Annotated in this window: 17 protein-coding genes; 5 read left to right on the forward strand and 12 right to left on the reverse strand. The window is 28.0% G+C overall.

Features of this window, described 5'->3' with window-relative positions; translation table 11 throughout:
• Nucleotides 1-46: 46 nt before the first annotated feature.
• The 4 genes from tyrS to AC4FQV_RS07975 form a co-directional block, all read right to left on the reverse strand.
• The gene (tyrS, locus tag AC4FQV_RS07960) at nucleotides 47-1267 is read right to left on the reverse strand and encodes a tyrosine--tRNA ligase (RefSeq protein ID WP_491137932.1); all 1221 of its coding nucleotides are present in this window, start codon (nucleotides 1265-1267) and stop codon (nucleotides 47-49) included.
• A gap of 270 nt (nucleotides 1268-1537) precedes the next feature.
• Entirely contained in the window at nucleotides 1538-1951 is a 414-nt protein-coding gene (locus AC4FQV_RS07965) for a hypothetical protein (protein WP_491137931.1), read from the reverse strand.
• Nucleotides 1952-2129: 178 nt separating this feature from the next.
• Nucleotides 2130-3254 carry a Ger(x)C family spore germination protein gene (locus AC4FQV_RS07970; RefSeq protein WP_491165283.1) on the reverse strand — a complete coding sequence of 375 codons (1125 nt, stop codon included), beginning with the start codon at nucleotides 3252-3254 and terminating at the stop codon, nucleotides 2130-2132.
• A complete protein-coding gene (locus tag AC4FQV_RS07975) occupies nucleotides 3229-4650 on the reverse strand; it encodes a spore germination protein (protein WP_491137928.1) in 1422 nt (473 codons plus the stop codon). The genes AC4FQV_RS07970 and AC4FQV_RS07975 overlap by 26 nt, the downstream gene beginning before the upstream one ends.
• A 103-nt stretch (nucleotides 4651-4753) precedes the next feature.
• Between AC4FQV_RS07975 and AC4FQV_RS07980 the strand changes: the two genes are divergently transcribed.
• The 5 genes from AC4FQV_RS07980 to AC4FQV_RS08000 all read left to right on the forward strand — a co-directional run bounded on the left by AC4FQV_RS07980 (nucleotide 4754) and on the right by AC4FQV_RS08000 (nucleotide 9298).
• A complete protein-coding gene (locus tag AC4FQV_RS07980) occupies nucleotides 4754-5836 on the forward strand; it encodes a GerAB/ArcD/ProY family transporter (RefSeq protein ID WP_491165284.1) in 1083 nt (360 codons plus the stop codon).
• 155 nt (nucleotides 5837-5991) lie between these two features.
• Nucleotides 5992-6147 (forward strand): zinc-ribbon domain-containing protein, encoded by a 156-nt coding sequence (locus AC4FQV_RS07985; protein WP_491137925.1) that lies wholly within the window; start codon nucleotides 5992-5994, stop codon nucleotides 6145-6147.
• A gap of 245 nt (nucleotides 6148-6392) precedes the next feature.
• Nucleotides 6393-8051, forward strand: coding sequence for a glutamine--tRNA ligase/YqeY domain fusion protein (locus AC4FQV_RS07990; protein WP_491137924.1), 1659 nt, complete (start codon nucleotides 6393-6395; stop codon nucleotides 8049-8051).
• Between the two features lie 178 nt (nucleotides 8052-8229).
• Complete coding sequence (locus tag AC4FQV_RS07995; protein ID WP_491137923.1) at nucleotides 8230-8646, forward strand: flavodoxin; 417 nt, start codon at nucleotides 8230-8232, stop codon at nucleotides 8644-8646.
• 28 nt (nucleotides 8647-8674) lie between these two features.
• Nucleotides 8675-9298 (forward strand): DUF3793 family protein, encoded by a 624-nt coding sequence (locus tag AC4FQV_RS08000; protein WP_491165285.1) that lies wholly within the window; start codon nucleotides 8675-8677, stop codon nucleotides 9296-9298.
• An 84-nt stretch (nucleotides 9299-9382) separates the two neighbouring features.
• Here the strand turns inward: AC4FQV_RS08000 and AC4FQV_RS08005 are convergent, their stop codons facing one another.
• The 8 genes from AC4FQV_RS08005 to AC4FQV_RS08040 form a co-directional block, all read right to left on the reverse strand.
• Complete coding sequence (locus tag AC4FQV_RS08005) at nucleotides 9383-10081, reverse strand: response regulator transcription factor (protein WP_491137921.1); 699 nt, start codon at nucleotides 10079-10081, stop codon at nucleotides 9383-9385.
• 161 nt (nucleotides 10082-10242) lie between these two features.
• Entirely contained in the window at nucleotides 10243-10896 is a 654-nt protein-coding gene (gene phoU / locus AC4FQV_RS08010) for a phosphate signaling complex protein PhoU (protein WP_491137920.1), read from the reverse strand.
• Nucleotides 10897-10917: 21 nt separating this feature from the next.
• Nucleotides 10918-11679 carry a phosphate ABC transporter ATP-binding protein PstB gene (gene pstB, locus AC4FQV_RS08015; protein ID WP_491137919.1) on the reverse strand — a complete coding sequence of 254 codons (762 nt, stop codon included), beginning with the start codon at nucleotides 11677-11679 and terminating at the stop codon, nucleotides 10918-10920.
• Between the two features lie 17 nt (nucleotides 11680-11696).
• Nucleotides 11697-12521, reverse strand: a complete 825-nt coding sequence (gene pstA, locus AC4FQV_RS08020) for a phosphate ABC transporter permease PstA (RefSeq protein ID WP_491137918.1) — start codon at nucleotides 12519-12521, stop codon at nucleotides 11697-11699.
• Nucleotides 12522-12523: 2 nt separating this feature from the next.
• Entirely contained in the window at nucleotides 12524-13411 is an 888-nt protein-coding gene (pstC, locus tag AC4FQV_RS08025; RefSeq protein ID WP_491137917.1) for a phosphate ABC transporter permease subunit PstC, read from the reverse strand.
• Between the two features lie 44 nt (nucleotides 13412-13455).
• Nucleotides 13456-14274 carry a phosphate ABC transporter substrate-binding protein gene (locus AC4FQV_RS08030; protein WP_491137916.1) on the reverse strand — a complete coding sequence of 273 codons (819 nt, stop codon included), beginning with the start codon at nucleotides 14272-14274 and terminating at the stop codon, nucleotides 13456-13458.
• A gap of 195 nt (nucleotides 14275-14469) precedes the next feature.
• Nucleotides 14470-15303 carry a phosphate ABC transporter substrate-binding protein gene (locus tag AC4FQV_RS08035; protein ID WP_491137914.1) on the reverse strand — a complete coding sequence of 278 codons (834 nt, stop codon included), beginning with the start codon at nucleotides 15301-15303 and terminating at the stop codon, nucleotides 14470-14472.
• A 118-nt stretch (nucleotides 15304-15421) separates the two neighbouring features.
• On the reverse strand, nucleotides 15422-16534 hold the full coding sequence (locus AC4FQV_RS08040; RefSeq protein WP_491165286.1) for an anaerobic sulfatase maturase: 1113 nt from the start codon (nucleotides 16532-16534) through the stop codon (nucleotides 15422-15424).
• Nucleotides 16535-16581 lie beyond the last annotated feature (47 nt).

Consider the following 16581-nt stretch of genomic DNA (forward strand, 5'->3'; position numbering starts at 1 on the left):
ATTTTAAAAAGAAATAAATATATTCTAATACTCTAGTATTTTTAGATTATAGTAAAACTATTTTATTATAATTTTTCTTACCTCTTTTTATTAAAGCTTCTCCCTTTTCAAAATCTGCTTCTTCTAAAGTTTTCTTAAAATCAGCAACTTTTTCTCCGTTTAAAGATAAACCACCTTGCTTAACAAGTCTTTTTCCTTCAGCTTTTGATGGAACAATTGAAGCTTCAACTAAAATATCTAAAAGCTCACACCCTAACTTATCTTTTCCCATTTCATAAGTTGGAACGTTACTCATATCTCCACCTTTTCCAAATAAAGCTTCCGCTGCTTGTTGTGCCTTAGTAGCTTCTTCTTCTCCGTGAACAAGCTTAGTTACTTCAAAGGCTAAAACTTTCTTAGCCTCATTTATTTTTGAACCTTCTAAGTTTGCAAGTTTATTTATCTCCTCCATTGGAACAAAAGTTAATAACTTTAAGCATTTTTCAACATCTGCATCATTAACATTTCTCCAGTATTGATAAAAATCATATGGTGAAGTTTTTTCTGGGTCTAACCATAAAGCACCGTTAACTGTTTTACCCATTTTTTGTCCTTCTGAGTTTGTTAATAATGTACAAGTCATTGCAAAGGCACTTTCTTGAGATTTCTTTCTTACAAGCTCAACTCCAGCTATCATATTTGACCATTGGTCATCTCCACCTAATTCCATCTTACAATTATATTTTTTATTTAAAACATAGAAGTCATATCCTTGCATTAACATATAGTTAAATTCTAAGAATGAAAGGCCTCTTTCAAGTCTTTGTTTAAAGCACTCTGCAGAAAGCATTCTATTTACAGAAAAATGAACTCCTACTTCTCTTAAAAATTCAATGTAATTTTGGTTTAATAACCAGTCAGCATTATTTACTAAAATAGCTTTATCATCTGAAAAATCAATGAATTTTTCCATTTGCTTTTTAATACAAGAAACATTATGAGCTATAGTTTCGTCAGTCATCATCTTTCTCATATCAGTCTTTCCACTTGGGTCTCCAATTGTTGCTGTACCTCCCCCAATTAAAGCTATTGGTCTATGTCCAGCTCTTTGCATATGTGCCATAAACATCATTGCAATGAAGTGCCCTACATGTAAGCTATCTGCTGTTGGATCGAATCCTATATAAAAAGTAACTTTTTCCTTCTCTAAAAGTTCTCTTGTTTCAGCTTCATGAGTAAATTGTTTTATGTACCCACGTTCCATTAAGGTATCTAACACATTAGCCATTTGTTTATCCCTCCAAAAAATTCTAGTCTACTTCTTTACTGCTACTTATAGTTAGCTTAGTATATAATATATAGTATATCCTTTATTATATTAATTCTCAATTGATTTTTAAAAAGCTTTTTTAATTTAACTATTAAATAATCACAGAAAAATTCAAATAAAAAATAAGAACTATAAATTTAATTATAGTTCTTATTATACCAATATAAAAATAAAATAACCTATTTTAAAATATATATTAAATCAAATTATTTTCTAATTTAAATTTTTCTATGCAACATATTTTTTAAGATTTTCTGGTATAACCTTTTCATCTCCATGAACATTTACAAAAAACTTAACATTTAATTCCTTACTAAGCTCATCTATCTTTGCTAAATACATAGCTAGTTCTTCTAAAGCAATTTCTTCTAATATATCAGCTATACTATCTACATATATACTTTCAACATCATAATCTCTAGAAGCAATTCCTTGTAAAAATCCATAAAACTGCTCATAGCTTTTTATGGAATAATTATTCATAGTTATAAGTCTAATTTTTTTATTTAACTGTAACATCATTTTATTATCATTATCTATAAATATAATACTTCCCTTAGATTTTTCTATTTCTTCATTAGCTAGTTTAACTAGGTTTTTACTTTTTCCAGCCCCTCTTTGGTTAAAGAATAGTTGAATCATCTTTACCACACCCCTTAATAGTATTTTTTAAGGTAAAAACTTGCTTTATATATAATATTCTAAAAGAAATGAAAATATTAATCTAAAGTCTTGTATTAATAAATATATTTTTTTATAAAATAAGTCTTATAGAATTTTTAAAATACATAATTCTATAAGACTAAAAATAAAATTATTTTTATAAAGTGTTTCCTGTAATTGTTGTACCATCAATTTCAATATCAATGTTAAGTTTTAAATTAGTTATTTCTATAGGCTCCTTTTCTATAACTTCATTAGGATATTTCCTATAAAAAAGGTTACCTACATTTACAATATCTATGTTGCTCTTTTTAAAATTTTCAAAAAAGAGTTCTAAATATTGCTTTAATATAGCCTCTTCTTCTAATTCTAAAAGACTTAATAATTTTTCATCTACTATAAGACGAGATTGAGATTCTCCTATTAAACATTTAAGTTTTATATCTTTATAAAGATTTATATTTTCTCCATCATAACTTATGGAAGTTTTTGTTTTTGCACTCTTTATATCTAAAGTTATAAAGGTATTTGGGTCTTGAGGATTCATAACTTCTAAGGTTCCACTTTTTAAATCTCCCTTTAAAAGATTATAACTCATTCCTTCTTCAGCCTTTATTCTTCTAACTAAAACCTCATTTTTAAGTAAGGCTCCTCCACTTAGTTCTAACCTTTTTTCTCCTACATCTTCTCTTATACTAAGAGCTCCTAAAACTAAAAGATTTCCATAATTCGTTCTATTTTCTAGATATTCATTAGCATTAATAGCTACAACTCTAGGACTTTTATTCATTCTTTGAACTAAATCATCAATAAAAACACCTAAATATTCCTCGTCTACAGTAACTTCATTTAAAAGTTCATCTGGAGAACCAAATAGAACAAACATATAAGGTCTTATCATAAACTCTTGATTTTTATTTATAATGTCTATGTATTTCCTTATTCCTCCCATAGCTGCTTTCTCTGTAAATATATACCCCTTACATTGAGTAAAATCTAATTTACTACTTGAATACATATTTATATCCTTTATAGCTTCTAAAACAGTTTTTCCTTCTCCCTTATATAAAACTCTTCTCCCCTTATCAGAACTTTCATTTGAACTTCTATAAGGTTTTACACAATCTAAGTAAATATCTATATTCCCAACATCATTTTCATCAAATATGATACTAGTTACAAAAGTAACCCTATTTATATCCTTATAATCATAACAACCTATAAAAGTAATTAATAAAATTACCAAACTTAAAAAACTAACTATAACTTTTTTTAGGTTCATTTTTATCATCCTTACCGACTATATCTTTTGATATCTCATCTAGTCTTCCTCTCATTATAATGTCTTTAAATTTATATCTATTTAAGGTTCCTAAAGGGAATAAATATTGATAATCACAACTTCTTAAATGTGCTAAATGAGATAATAAAACAACACTTATTAAAATAACCCCAGGAATTCCAAAAAATGCAGATACAATAACTATCAATATACTCCAAATTGATATAGCACCATAAAGCTTAGGAATTAAGAAATAACATACTGCACTTAAAGCTACAACAACAATTGTTATTCTAGATGCAATGCCAGCTCCTACAGCAGCTTCTCCTAAAATAAGACCAGATACTAAACTCATAGACGTTCCTATTGGCTGTGGAAGTCTTAAACCTGCCTCTTTTATTATTTGAAATAATAACATCATTATTATAACTTCTGCTACTATTGGAAAGGGAACTCCAGCTCTAGCAACAGCAAGTCTAAAAACAAACAAACTAGGTAAAACAGAAAAATGATGAGTAACTAATGCAACATAAATTCCTGGTAAAAACATAGCAATAAAAAATGCTATCCACCTTAAAATCCTTGTAAAACTAGTAAAATATCTATTTAAATAATAATCATCTGGTGTTTGAAAATTTTCTATAAAGAAATAAGGCACAGTTAGAACAAAAGGAGTTCCATCAACTATTATGCCAACTCTTCCTTCTAAAAGTTTTGCAGCTACTTCATCAGCTTTTTCAGTATATCCTACGGTATCAAAAAGAGTTTTATCCTCCCTTAACTTAGCTTCAATATAATTAGTATCTAATATAAATTTATAGTTTAAATTTTTAATCTTTTCTCTTACTTCATCTATTAATTCTTTAGGTGCCTTATCTTTTATATAAGATATGCAAACTACTGTTTGAGTTTCATCTCCTACATAAAGAGGTTCAAATTTCAAATTATGATTTTTTATTCTTCTTCTAAGCAAAGTAACATTATCAACAAAAGCTTCATTAAAACCTTCTCTAGGCCCCTTTATTACGGCCTCTGTAATAGGTATACCTATACCTCTTCTTGAATAACCCTTAGTTTCACAATAAATAACCTTTTCATACTTATCAAATATTATTACTACATCTCCTGATAAAACATGTAACAAGGTATCATTTTTATCCTTTGACCAATCTGTTATGTTTATATCTATTACCTTAGTTATAATATCCTCTTCATTTTTTATTCCCTCTTTAACTAAAGTTAATGGTTTTATAACATACTCACTTATAAATTGAGTTGAACATAAAACATCCATAAAAACTATTGTAGCCTTTCCTAAAGCTGTTTCCACCTCCCTATATTTAACATCAAAACTGTCCTTTAATTTTTCCTTTAAAAAATCTAATTGTTTTTGCATTAATTTATCACCCAAAAATATTATCCTCTAGTATTATGTTTAATATTCATTTTTTTGAGAATACTAAAATTTGAAATTACAAAAGAAATGAGGTGATTTATTTTTGGGAAAGCTAACTTCTAGACACTTTGTATTTTTTATAATAGCAGCTATAAGTACTTCTTTAGTAAACTACACCTCCCTTTTTATAAAGCTTGGGGGAAGAGATACTTGGATTTTCACTATAATATCTGGAATTATATTTTTTTTAATAGCTTCCTTTATTTTTAGTGCTATATCAAAAATAAATTATTATGATTTTAAAGAAACTTGCTATATAGCTCTTGGAAGACCTTTAGGAAATATATATTTAATAGTTTTTTCAATAACCTTAGTTTTAATATGCGTAGAATCTGCCTCTATAAGTTCTTCCTCTATAAACGTAAACATATTTGGTAATACTCCAATATGGTATTGTCTTCTGTTTTTTATAGGTACAGTATTTTTAATAGGGAAAAATAGATTTAATAGCATACTAATTATATGTATAGTTTGTGTAAGCATTTTGCTTATAATTAACCTTCTTTTAGCACTTTTAAATATAAGGTATATAGATTACACCTTTCTTTTACCTATGTTTAAAGATAGAAGGCTTTCAGAATATGCTCTATGCACCTTATCACAACTATCTTCTTTATCTAGTTTAGCCATAGTTTTACCTATCCTTCCAAGAATAGATGATAAGAAAAACTTAAAAAAAGTTTCCATAATAACAATATTATTAACTTCAGCCTTTTGTGCTTTATATGTAGTTATATTAATTTCAACCTTAGGTTCTTTGCGTTCTTCTAATATTTTTTATCCTCAATATGTTCAAACTCAAAGAATTTACTTTGGTGGCTTTGTTGAAAATGGAAATGTATTTATTATGATTTCCTCAACTCTTTCATGGATTGTAAAATATTTGATTACAATTTTTTCATTATACACAATATGGAAAGATAGGATTAAAGAAAAACGTAATTTTATAGCCTTAATTTCATTAATTGTTTATGTTTTTTCCTACATAATATCTAAGAACTCATACACTCTATTTATACTACTTAGATATTATCAATATATACTCCTAATAGTGCTATTTATCTGCCCTCTAATCATATATTTAATAGCCTATTTTACCCCTCAGAAATTTAAATATTTGAGGTAAAAAGTATTGTATTCTATTTTCTATATGATATAATCAATATATAAAATAAAATTTAGTAGATATGTATTTTATTTCTGTCCTGTAAAATTTATTTTTTTTAGTTTTATAGTATAGATTTCAAACGTACCTAGTAAATTTTACAGGAGGTAAAAGAAATGGAAGATAAAACTTTAGTTTGTAAAGACTGTGGAAAAGAATTCGTATTCACTGTAGGAGAGCAAGAATTCTTCAAAGAAAAAGGATTTGAAAACGATCCAGTTAGATGCCCAGCTTGCAGAAAAGCAAGAAAAGCTCAAAAAATGAATAGATAATTGATAATTAACGCAAGTTTATTCATAAATAAAAAGTTCTGCATTTTGCAGAACTTTTTTCATTTTCATTTATAAAAATGATTTTATTTGGAAATATTATATAGAGCCTTTTAAACTTACTATTATAAGATTAAAATTTAATTTATAAAAACTATAAGCTCATTTTTAATATATTATGGATAGATTTTTCTTTTTATGGTATATTTATGAGTATATAAAAATGAGAGAAAAGGGATGATAAAAAAATGTCAAACGTTGAGCACTCATCGAATTTTATAAGAAATATAATAATAGATGATTTAAATAGCAAAAAACATGATACAATAATAACTCGTTTTCCACCAGAACCTAATGGATACTTACATATAGGGCATGCAAAGTCTATAGTTTTAAACTTTGAATTAGGAAAAGAATTTAATGGTAGAACTAACTTAAGATTCGACGATACAAATCCAATAAAAGAAGATACTGAATATGTTGAGTCTATAAAAGAAGACGTTAATTGGTTAGGTTATAACTGGAGCGAATTACATTTTGCCTCAAACTATTTTGATGAAATGTATAAAAGAGCTTTACTTTTAATAAAAAAAGGGAAAGCTTATGTTTGTGATTTAACTCCAGATGAAATAAAAGAATATAGAGGTACTCTTACAGAACCAGGTAAAGAAAGTCCTTACAGAAATAGATCTATAGAAGAAAACTTAGATTTATTTGAAAGAATGAGAAAAGGTGAATTTGCAGATGGTTCAAAGGTTTTAAGAGCTAAAATAGATATGAGCTCTCCTAACATAAACTTTAGAGACCCTATAATATATAGAATTGCTCATACTAGTCATCATAATACTGGTGATACTTGGTGCATTTATCCTATGTACGATTTTGCCCATCCACTAGAAGATGCTATTGAAGGAATAACTCACTCTATTTGTACTTTAGAATTTGCAGATCACAGACCACTATATGATTGGTTCGTTAAAGAATGTGAGATGGAAAGTGTTCCAAGACAAATAGAATTTGCAAGACTTAATATTACAAATACAGTTATGAGTAAAAGAAAATTAAAACAATTAGTTGATGAAGGAATAGTTGATGGTTGGGATGACCCAAGAATGCCAACTGTAGCAGGACTTAGAAGAAGAGGATATACTCCTAAGTCAATAAGAAACTTCTGTAAAGCTATAGGTGTTGCTAAAGCAGATTCTACTGTAGATTCTCAAATGCTTGAGCATTTTATAAGAGAAGACCTTCAAGAAACTGCTCCAAGAGCTATGGCAGTTATAAATCCACTTAAATTAGTTATAACAAACTATCCAGAAGGAGAATCTGAAATTCTTGAAATAGAAAACAACCCTAAGGATGAATCAGCTGGTAAAAGAGCCGTTACATTCTCTAGAGAAATCTATATTGAAAGAGAAGATTTCATGGAAAATCCTCCTAAAAAATATTTTAGATTATTCCCTGGAAATGAAGTTAGATTAAAGGGAGCTTACTTTGTAAAATGTAACGAAGTTATAAAAAATGAAGAAGGTGAAGTTGTAGAAATTCACTGTACTTATGACCCTGAAACTAAAAGTGGTACTGGATTTACTGGAAGAAAAGTTAAAGGAACAATTCATTGGGTTGATGCTAAAAACTGTATTCCTGCTGAATTTAGATTATATGAACCATTAATCTTAGATGATAATGAAGAAAATGAAGGAAAGCACTTCCTTGAGCAAATTAACCCTAATTCATTAACAATATGCAAAGGGTTCATTGAGCCAAGTGCTAAAGATGCTAAAATACAAGATAAATATCAATTGTTTAGACATGGTTACTTTAATGTTGACCCTAAATTTACAAGTGATGATTACTTAGTATTTAACAGAATAGTATCTTTAAAAAGTTCCTTTAAATTAAAATAGTTAAAATAAGACCTATTAAAGTTTTTAAAAACTTTAATAGGTCTATTTTTATTTTTATTGAAAATTATTATCATTTACTATTGACACATAACTACTCTTATTGTATTATAAGACCATAAGTTAATTGAAATTGATTTTCATTTATAATAAATATTTTGAAATTACGAGGTGATAATATATGAAAAAATTAAATATTATTTTTTGGTCTGGTTCTGGTAACACAGAAACTATGGCTAACTTAATAGCTGAAGGAGCTAAAGAAAAAGATTTTGAAGTAAAAGTGTTAAATGTTTCAGATGCTTCTACACTAGATGTAGAAAACTGTGATATTTTAGCTTTAGGCTCTCCTGCTATGGGCTGTGAATCTATTGAAGAAAGTGAAATGGACCCCTTCGTAGAAGAAATTTCTGGTCTTTTATTTGGAAAAGAAGTTCTATTATTTGGTTCTTATGACTGGGGAACTGGTGAATGGATGGATAATTGGAAAGAAAGAATGGAAGGCTACGGAGCAAAGGTTATAGAAACTTTAAAGGTTAATAATACTCCTGAAGGAGAAGATATAGAAAATTGTAAGACCTTTAGCAAAAATATTTAATAAATAAGGAAAGGTGGGAGAAGAAAATATGAATACAGATTTTCTCAATCTATTAAATACTCTTAACAACGAAAAATATATGAGATCTTTTATATCCTATTTAATATCTCCAGTAATTACTGGAATTAAACCTTCTTCCACCATTACTCTTTCAAAAAAAGGACATAATTTATATAAGCTTTGGAATATGTACGGAAATTCTTTTTTAAAAGACCTTAACTTAAAGTCAATATTACTTAGAGAAACTTTAAATTCTAAAGTTATATTAATTTATAACGAAATTAATTTAATGAATACTATATATAAAAAATCTTCCATAAAATTTTTAGAAAAACTAGACTATAACTTAAATATGAATATTGATGAAATGTTAAGTCATTTATGTAAAAGATATGAAATTTTTCATTGTCCTCATGAACTTGGAATTTTCTTAGGAATTCCTGTTAAAGATGTAGAATCTTTTATGGAATGTAAAAAAAGTAAATGTCTTTTTTGTGGATATTGGAAAGTATATGAGGAAAAGAATAAAGCTAAAGAAATTTTTGAACTATATGATAGTTCAAAAGAATTAATAAAAAATCATTTACTCTCAGGTAAAGATTTAAAAGAAGTTTATAACTTAACAAATAATGTATACAAATTGAAAATTTAAATCTCATTGCTATAAAACCACTTAGATTGCTGCCATTATCCAAGTGGTTTTATTTTTATTTTAAAGGTTTTAATTATCTCTTATTTATTGATTGTTACTAGTAAACTTATAGCCTACGCCTCTTATAGTTTGTATATACTGTGGATTTTTATCATCACTTTCTATCTTTTTACGCAAATGTCTAATATGAACATCTACAGTTCTTGTTTCACCTATATATTCATATCCCCATATCTTATCAAGTAAAAGCTCTCTAGTTAAGATATTACCCTTATTTTTTATAAGTAACTTTAATAACTCAAACTCTTTTAAAGTCAATTCTACGTTATTATCACCCTTTGTTACTTCTCTTGTATTAAAGTTAACTAAAACATCACCAAATTTAATTATATTCTCTTCTTTTTTTACATTACTTCTTCTAAGTAATGCCTTAACCCTAGCTATAAGTTCTCTTATTGAAAAAGGTTTTGTTATGTAATCATCGGCTCCAAGTTCTAAACCTAAAACTTTATCAAATTCTTCTCCCTTTGCTGTAATCATCATAACTGGAATGTCTGCAGTATTTTCATTTCTTCTAATTTCTTTACATACCTCTAATCCATCTATTTCAGGAAGCATTAAATCTAGAAGTATTAAATCAAATTTTATTTCTTTTATGATTTTTATTGCTTCACTTCCGTTAACAGCTACTTCTATATCATATCCTTCCTTTTTTAAGTTGAATTTTATAAGTTCTCTAATATGTTCTTCATCATCTACTATCAATATCTTTTTATTTGACATCCGTATCCCTCCTTTTACCCCAAAACAATCACCTTATTTTATAGCTTATCACAATATTGAAAACAAAAAAAGATATACCACTTATAGATATATCTTTAATTTAAAGTACTAATTAAGTAAAACCTATTAAGTTAATATTATCTTTTTTTATATTATAATTTTTATCCTAGTTCAGTCATATCACCTTTTATAGCATAAACTATATTTTCACATACATTTGTTATATGGTCCCCTATTCTCTCTAAATATCTAGCAACAAAAATCAATTTAACTCCTTGATTTATGTTTTCAGGGTCTTTATGCATTGCAGATAATAAATTAACATAAACATCGTTATACAAGTCATCAACTATATTGTCTTCTAAAGCCGCATCATAAGCTAATTTTGTTTCATTACTATCTAAAGAATTTTTAGCTTCACTTAGCATATTTAAACAAACAGACTTCATTTTAGGAATGCCAACCATTCCTGTTATGTGTTCTTCCTTGTCTATTTTTATTGTTTCCATAGCTATATTAACAGAATAATCTCCAACTCTCTCAAGTTCAGTAGCTATAGTAGATAAAGCATATATATTTCTTAAATCCTTTGCCATTGGTTGTTTTAAAGCTATAAGTTCTATAGATTTTTCAATGATTTTATTTCTTAAATTATCTATATCATCGTCCATCTTCATAACTTCTCTAGCTAATGCAACATCCTTATTTATTATAGAATTTACAGACTTTTCTATAACAACCTCACAAAGTTCCATCATTTCTTTTGCTGAAGCTTTTAACTCCTTTATACTAACTCTTAAATCATCTATGCTCATTTATATTCACCTCTTTTAATTTTAGCCAAATCTTCCTGTTATATAATCCTCTGTTCTTTTATCCCTTGGGTTTGTAAATATAGTATTTGTATCACCAAATTCTACTAATTCTCCATTTAAGAAAAAGGCTGTTTTATCTGATATACGAGCAGCTTGTTGCATGTTATGAGTTACTATTACTATAGTATATTTGTCTTCTAATTTTCTTATAAGCTCCTCTACCTTTAATGTTGATATAGGGTCTAAGGCTGAAGTTGGCTCATCCATAAGTATTATTTCTGGATTCATAGCTATAGCTCTAGCTATACAAATTCTTTGTTGCTGTCCTCCTGAAAGTCCTAAAGCTGAAGATTTTAATCTGTTTTTAACTTCATCCCAAATAGCTGCATCTCTTAAACTTTCCTCAACTATCTTATCTAAAACCTTTCTATCTTTTATTCCATGTATTCTTGGACCATAAGCAACATTGTCATATATGCTCATTGGGAAAAGATTAGGTTTTTGAAAGACCATTCCAACCTTAGTACGAAGAGCTATAACATCATTATCTTTATATATATCATTTCCATCAACCTTAACTTCTCCTTCAATTCTTACTATAGGAATTAAGTCATTCATTCTATTTAATGTACGAAGAAAGGTTGACTTACCACAGCCTGAAGGTCCTATTAAAGCTGTAACTTCGTTTTCTTTTATATCTATGTTAATTTTTTTTAATGCATGATTACTTCCGTAAAATAAATCTAAATCTCTTACTTGAATTTTTATATTTTTATCGCTCATCTTAATACCACCTTAAATTAATAGTTTGCCTTATTAAATTTTTTAGCTATTAACTTAGCTGAAATATTTAGTACTAATATTATAACTATAAGAACTATTCCAACTGCCGCTGCAGTTTCTATATCACCTTTTTCCTTTGTTACAAGGTATGCTTGAACTGTAAGTGTTCTTGCACTTGAGAAAATTCCCTTTGGCATTTGAGCAACAGTTCCAGCAGTAAGTAATATAGCAGCTGATTCACCTATTATACGTCCTATAGATAATATTACTCCTGAAAGTATTCCTGGCATAGCACTTGGTAATATTACCTTATATAAAGTTTGAAATTTAGTAGCTCCAAGTCCTAATGAAGCCTCTCTATATGAAGCTGGTACTGTTTTTAAAGCTTCTTCTGTAGTTCTTATTATTACTGGTAAAATTATAATTGCTACTGTTAAAGAACCTGCTAAAATTGAATATCCCATCTTTAAAGCAACTACAAAGAATATACCTCCAAATAATCCGTAAACAATTGAAGGAATACCAGCTAAGCTTTCAGTAGCAAATCTTATGAACTTAACCATTTTTCCTTGTTTAGCATATTCTTGTAAATAAACAGCTCCTAAAACACCAATTGGTGTTGCTACTACTAAAGAAAGTAAAACTGTCCATAAAGTTGTTACTATCATAGGAAGTATTCCGCCACCGCCTTTAGCAGAATAATTACTTGTTAAAAATGTTAAATTTATTTTTCCTATACCTTTTATAAAGATAAATCCTAAAATAACTACTAGAATTCCTATTGTAAATATGGCTGATAACCAAACTAAACCATTTAATATATTATCTTTAACTTTTCTCATATTTATTTACCACCCTTGTTAGAAATTCTGCTAAGCACTAAGTTAAGTATCAATATGAAAGTAAATAATACTACTCCTGTTGCAAATAGCATTTCTTGATGAGTTCCAAAAGCGTATCCCATCTCTAAAGCTATATTAGTTGTAAGTGGTCTTACACTATCCATTATTGAAGTTGGTATAACTGGAGTATTTCCAGCTACTAATATAACTGCCATAGTTTCTCCAATTGCTCTACCTATTCCTAAAACAACCCCTGTCATTATTCCTGATTTAGCAGCTGGAACAACAACTTTAAATATTGTTTCTGTCTTTGATGCTCCTAAAGCTAAAGAACCTTCTTTATAAGCATTAGGCACAGCTCTTATTGCAGTTTCTGAAACTGCTATTACTGTTGGTAACATCATTATTGCTAATACTATAATTACAGCTAATAAACTTTGTCCCTTAGGTAATTTAAAAATATCTTGTATTGCAGGAACTATTATAGCTAGTCCAAAAACTCCATATAATACTGATGGAATTCCAGCTAATAATTCAACTGCACCAGACATTATTTTTGAAAATCTCTTAGGAGCTATCTCTGCTATAAATATAGAAGTTAAAATTCCTATAGGAACCCCAATTATTAAAGCACCTACTGTAGCACCTAAAGAGGCAACTATCATAGGTAAAATCCCGTATTTATTTGCACTTGGTATCCATTGTGTACCAAAGATAAAGTCAGTAAAAGAATATCCTTCTAATATAAAAGGTCTAAGCCCTTTATAAAAAACAAATCCTATTATTAAAAGTAAGCTTACAACAGCTACACAGGCACTAATTAAAAAGATTTTTTCACTTAATTTTTCTATAAAATATTTTTTCTTATTGTTTTGGCTTTTAGCTTCCATTTTTACCTCCACCTTAAAATTACTATCTTTTTAAAAGAGGTAACCTAGTTTACACTTATTAATCCCTCTTCTTCGACTATGTCTTGTCCTTCTTTACTCATTATAAAATCTATAAATTTCTTTGAATTATCATTTAAATTTTCTTCTTTGTAAACAAGTAAGAAAGCTCTTGATAACTTGTATGCTTTATCTTTTACATTTTTTGAATTTGGCTCTACTCCATCTATTTCTACAGCTTTAACAGAATCATCTACATAACTAAAAGATATATATCCAATAGCATTTTTATTTCCTGAAACCATAGTCTTTATACTTCCAGAACCATCAGAGATTTGAGCTTTTGGGCTTAACTCCTCTGAATCAAATCCAACAATTTCTTGAAAAGCATCCCTTGTTCCTGAACCATCTTCTCTAGAAACTAAAACTATCTCACTATCTTCTCCTCCAACATCTTTCCAATTTGTTATTTTCCCTGTATATATATCCTTAACTTGCTCCATAGTAAGGTTTTTAACTGGATTTTCCTTATTTATAATTACAGCCATCCCATCATAAGCAATAGCTTTTTCAGAAATACCTGTTTCTAGTTCTTTCTCCTTTAAGTCTCTTGAAGAAATTCCTATTTCTACAGTACCATTTATAGCATCTTTAATTCCTGCTGATGAACCTAATTGATTTACTTCAACAGTAACTTCTGGCATCTCCACTTCTTCAAAGACTTCTGCTTCTGATTCTATTAAAGGACCTACAGAACTTGAGCCTGAAATTTTTATTATATTAGCTCTAGACCCTCCACATCCTGTTAATAGAACTCCAATAGTTAAAATCCCACTTAAAGCAACTATTATCCTTCTCTTATTCATTTTTTCCTCCGCTTATACAATTTAATATACATTTTTTATTTTTATTTTTTATTTCGCTTACAAGACTAATGTTATTTTCCTTAAGTTAAGTTAATATTAGTTTTATGTTAAATCTATGTAAAACAAAAGGAAAAAAATCCTAGGAATACTTTAAATTCTTCCTAGGATTAAATGTATATTAAATATATAAGCGAACTATTTTACTTTTATTAAGTGTTCATTAGAAACTATATCTTGTCCCTCTTCACTTAATATGAAATCTATAAACTCTTTTCCTGGTTTTGTTATATTGTCTTCTTTATATACTAATAAGAACGGTCTTGAAACTTTATAAGATTTATTTAAAACATTATCAGGAGTAGCTTCAACACCATCAACCTTTAATGAGCTTACACTATCATCAACATAACTAAAAGATATATATCCTATAGCATTATCATTTCCTTCTACTAAGGATTTTATATTCCCTGAACCATCTGATATTTGAGAATCAACAGTTAATTCTTCTGCTGTAAACCCAACAATCTCTTGAAAAGCATCTCTTGTTCCTGAACCATCTTCTCTAGAAACAACAACTATAGGAGCATCATTTCCTCCAACCTCTTTCCAATTTGTTATTTTCCCTGTATATATATCCTTTATTTGTTGCATAGTTAAATCCTTTACTGGATTATTTTTATTAGTTATTAGAGCTATACCATCATAGGCAATTTCAACTTCATTAAGACCTGCTTGCTTTTCTTCATCCTTAAGGTCACGAGAAGCCATTCCTATTTCTGAAACTCCATCAATAGCATTTTTAATTCCTGCTGAGGAACCAACTTGATTTACTTCTATATTAACCTCTGGAACTTTAGTCTTAAATGCTTCCGCTTCTGCTTCTATAACAGGCCCTACTGAAGTTGAACCAGAAATACTAACTGCCTCACTTCCTCCTTGTGCTTCAGCACCTGAAGAACCACATCCAACCATTGCGAAAGAACCTATAAATAAAGTACCTATAATTGCTATTAATCTCTTTTTAAACATTTTTAAAATTCCTCCAAAAATTTATAACTTATTATTTTGAGTACATTTTTATAGTATATTCTCAATGTTAAAAAGAAATTATGATAAGGTTAAGTCCATGTTAATAAACCATGCCGTATTATTTAAGACTTCTTGCAATAAAAAGAAGTCTAGGAAAGGCATACTCAAAAAATTCTTTATAACTTTCACAATAATAGTTTAGTGCTAAAGGAGAATTTTCTTTTATATCTCTATCTCTTCTACAGCCTCCACTACAAAGAGAAAACCACTTGCATTTCTTACACTCCTCTTCAACCTTAAAAGATTTTTTTATAAACTCCATATTCTTAGTACTTTCAAATATTTCTTTCATAGAAATATCTTTTATATTTCCAAGTTTCCAATTATCTAAAACATAAAAATCACAAGGATAAACACTTCCATCACTTTCTATGACAAATTGACAAGTACATGTTCCATTCATTCCACAAGAAGATGATTTTCCAAATAAAATCTTCTCTAAAAGAGAATCAAAATATCTAATGCTTATTTTATCTCCCTTTAAAAAGTCTTCATACCAAATATCAAATAAGTTTTTTAAAAAATCACTATACTCCTCAGGTTCTAAAGAGTACTTATTTTTTCCTCGCTCCTCATATATAGGGTCTAAACAATTTATAAACTGAATAAATTTGAAATCTTTTCTTTTAAAATAGTTATAAATTTTTTTAACTTCCTTTGATGTACTAGAAGTTACAACAGATAATATATTAAATTCAACCTTTTCTTTTTTTAAAAGTTCTGCTGTTTTTTCTACCTTGCTAAAAGTATCTAAAAGATTATAATCCTTTCTATTTAAATTATGTATATCCTTAGGTCCATCTAAGGATAAGCCAACTAAAAAATTATTTTCTTTTAAAAATTTAGCCCAATTTTTATCTATTAAAATACCATTTGTTTGTAAACTATTATATATATTTAAATTTTTATAATTATATTTTTTTTGAAAAAAAATCAACTTTTTAAAAAACTCTAATCCTGCTAAAGTAGGTTCTCCTCCTTGAAAAGCAAAATTACAATGTGAAGTAGCTTCATCTAAAACTCTTTTTACAATACTCTCTAAAATTTCTTCCTTCATTACTCCATAATTATAAGTTTCTCTTTTACTGCTTAAAGAATTGTAAAAGCAATATTTACACTTTAAATTACAACTACTTGAAGCTGGTTTTATTAATAAACTTATTGGTGGCATAAAGAAATCCCCCTCCTTTTTAATACCATAAAAATTTTTATAAAATA

The sequence above is a fragment of the Clostridium sp. TJA038 genome (assembly GCF_058310255.1).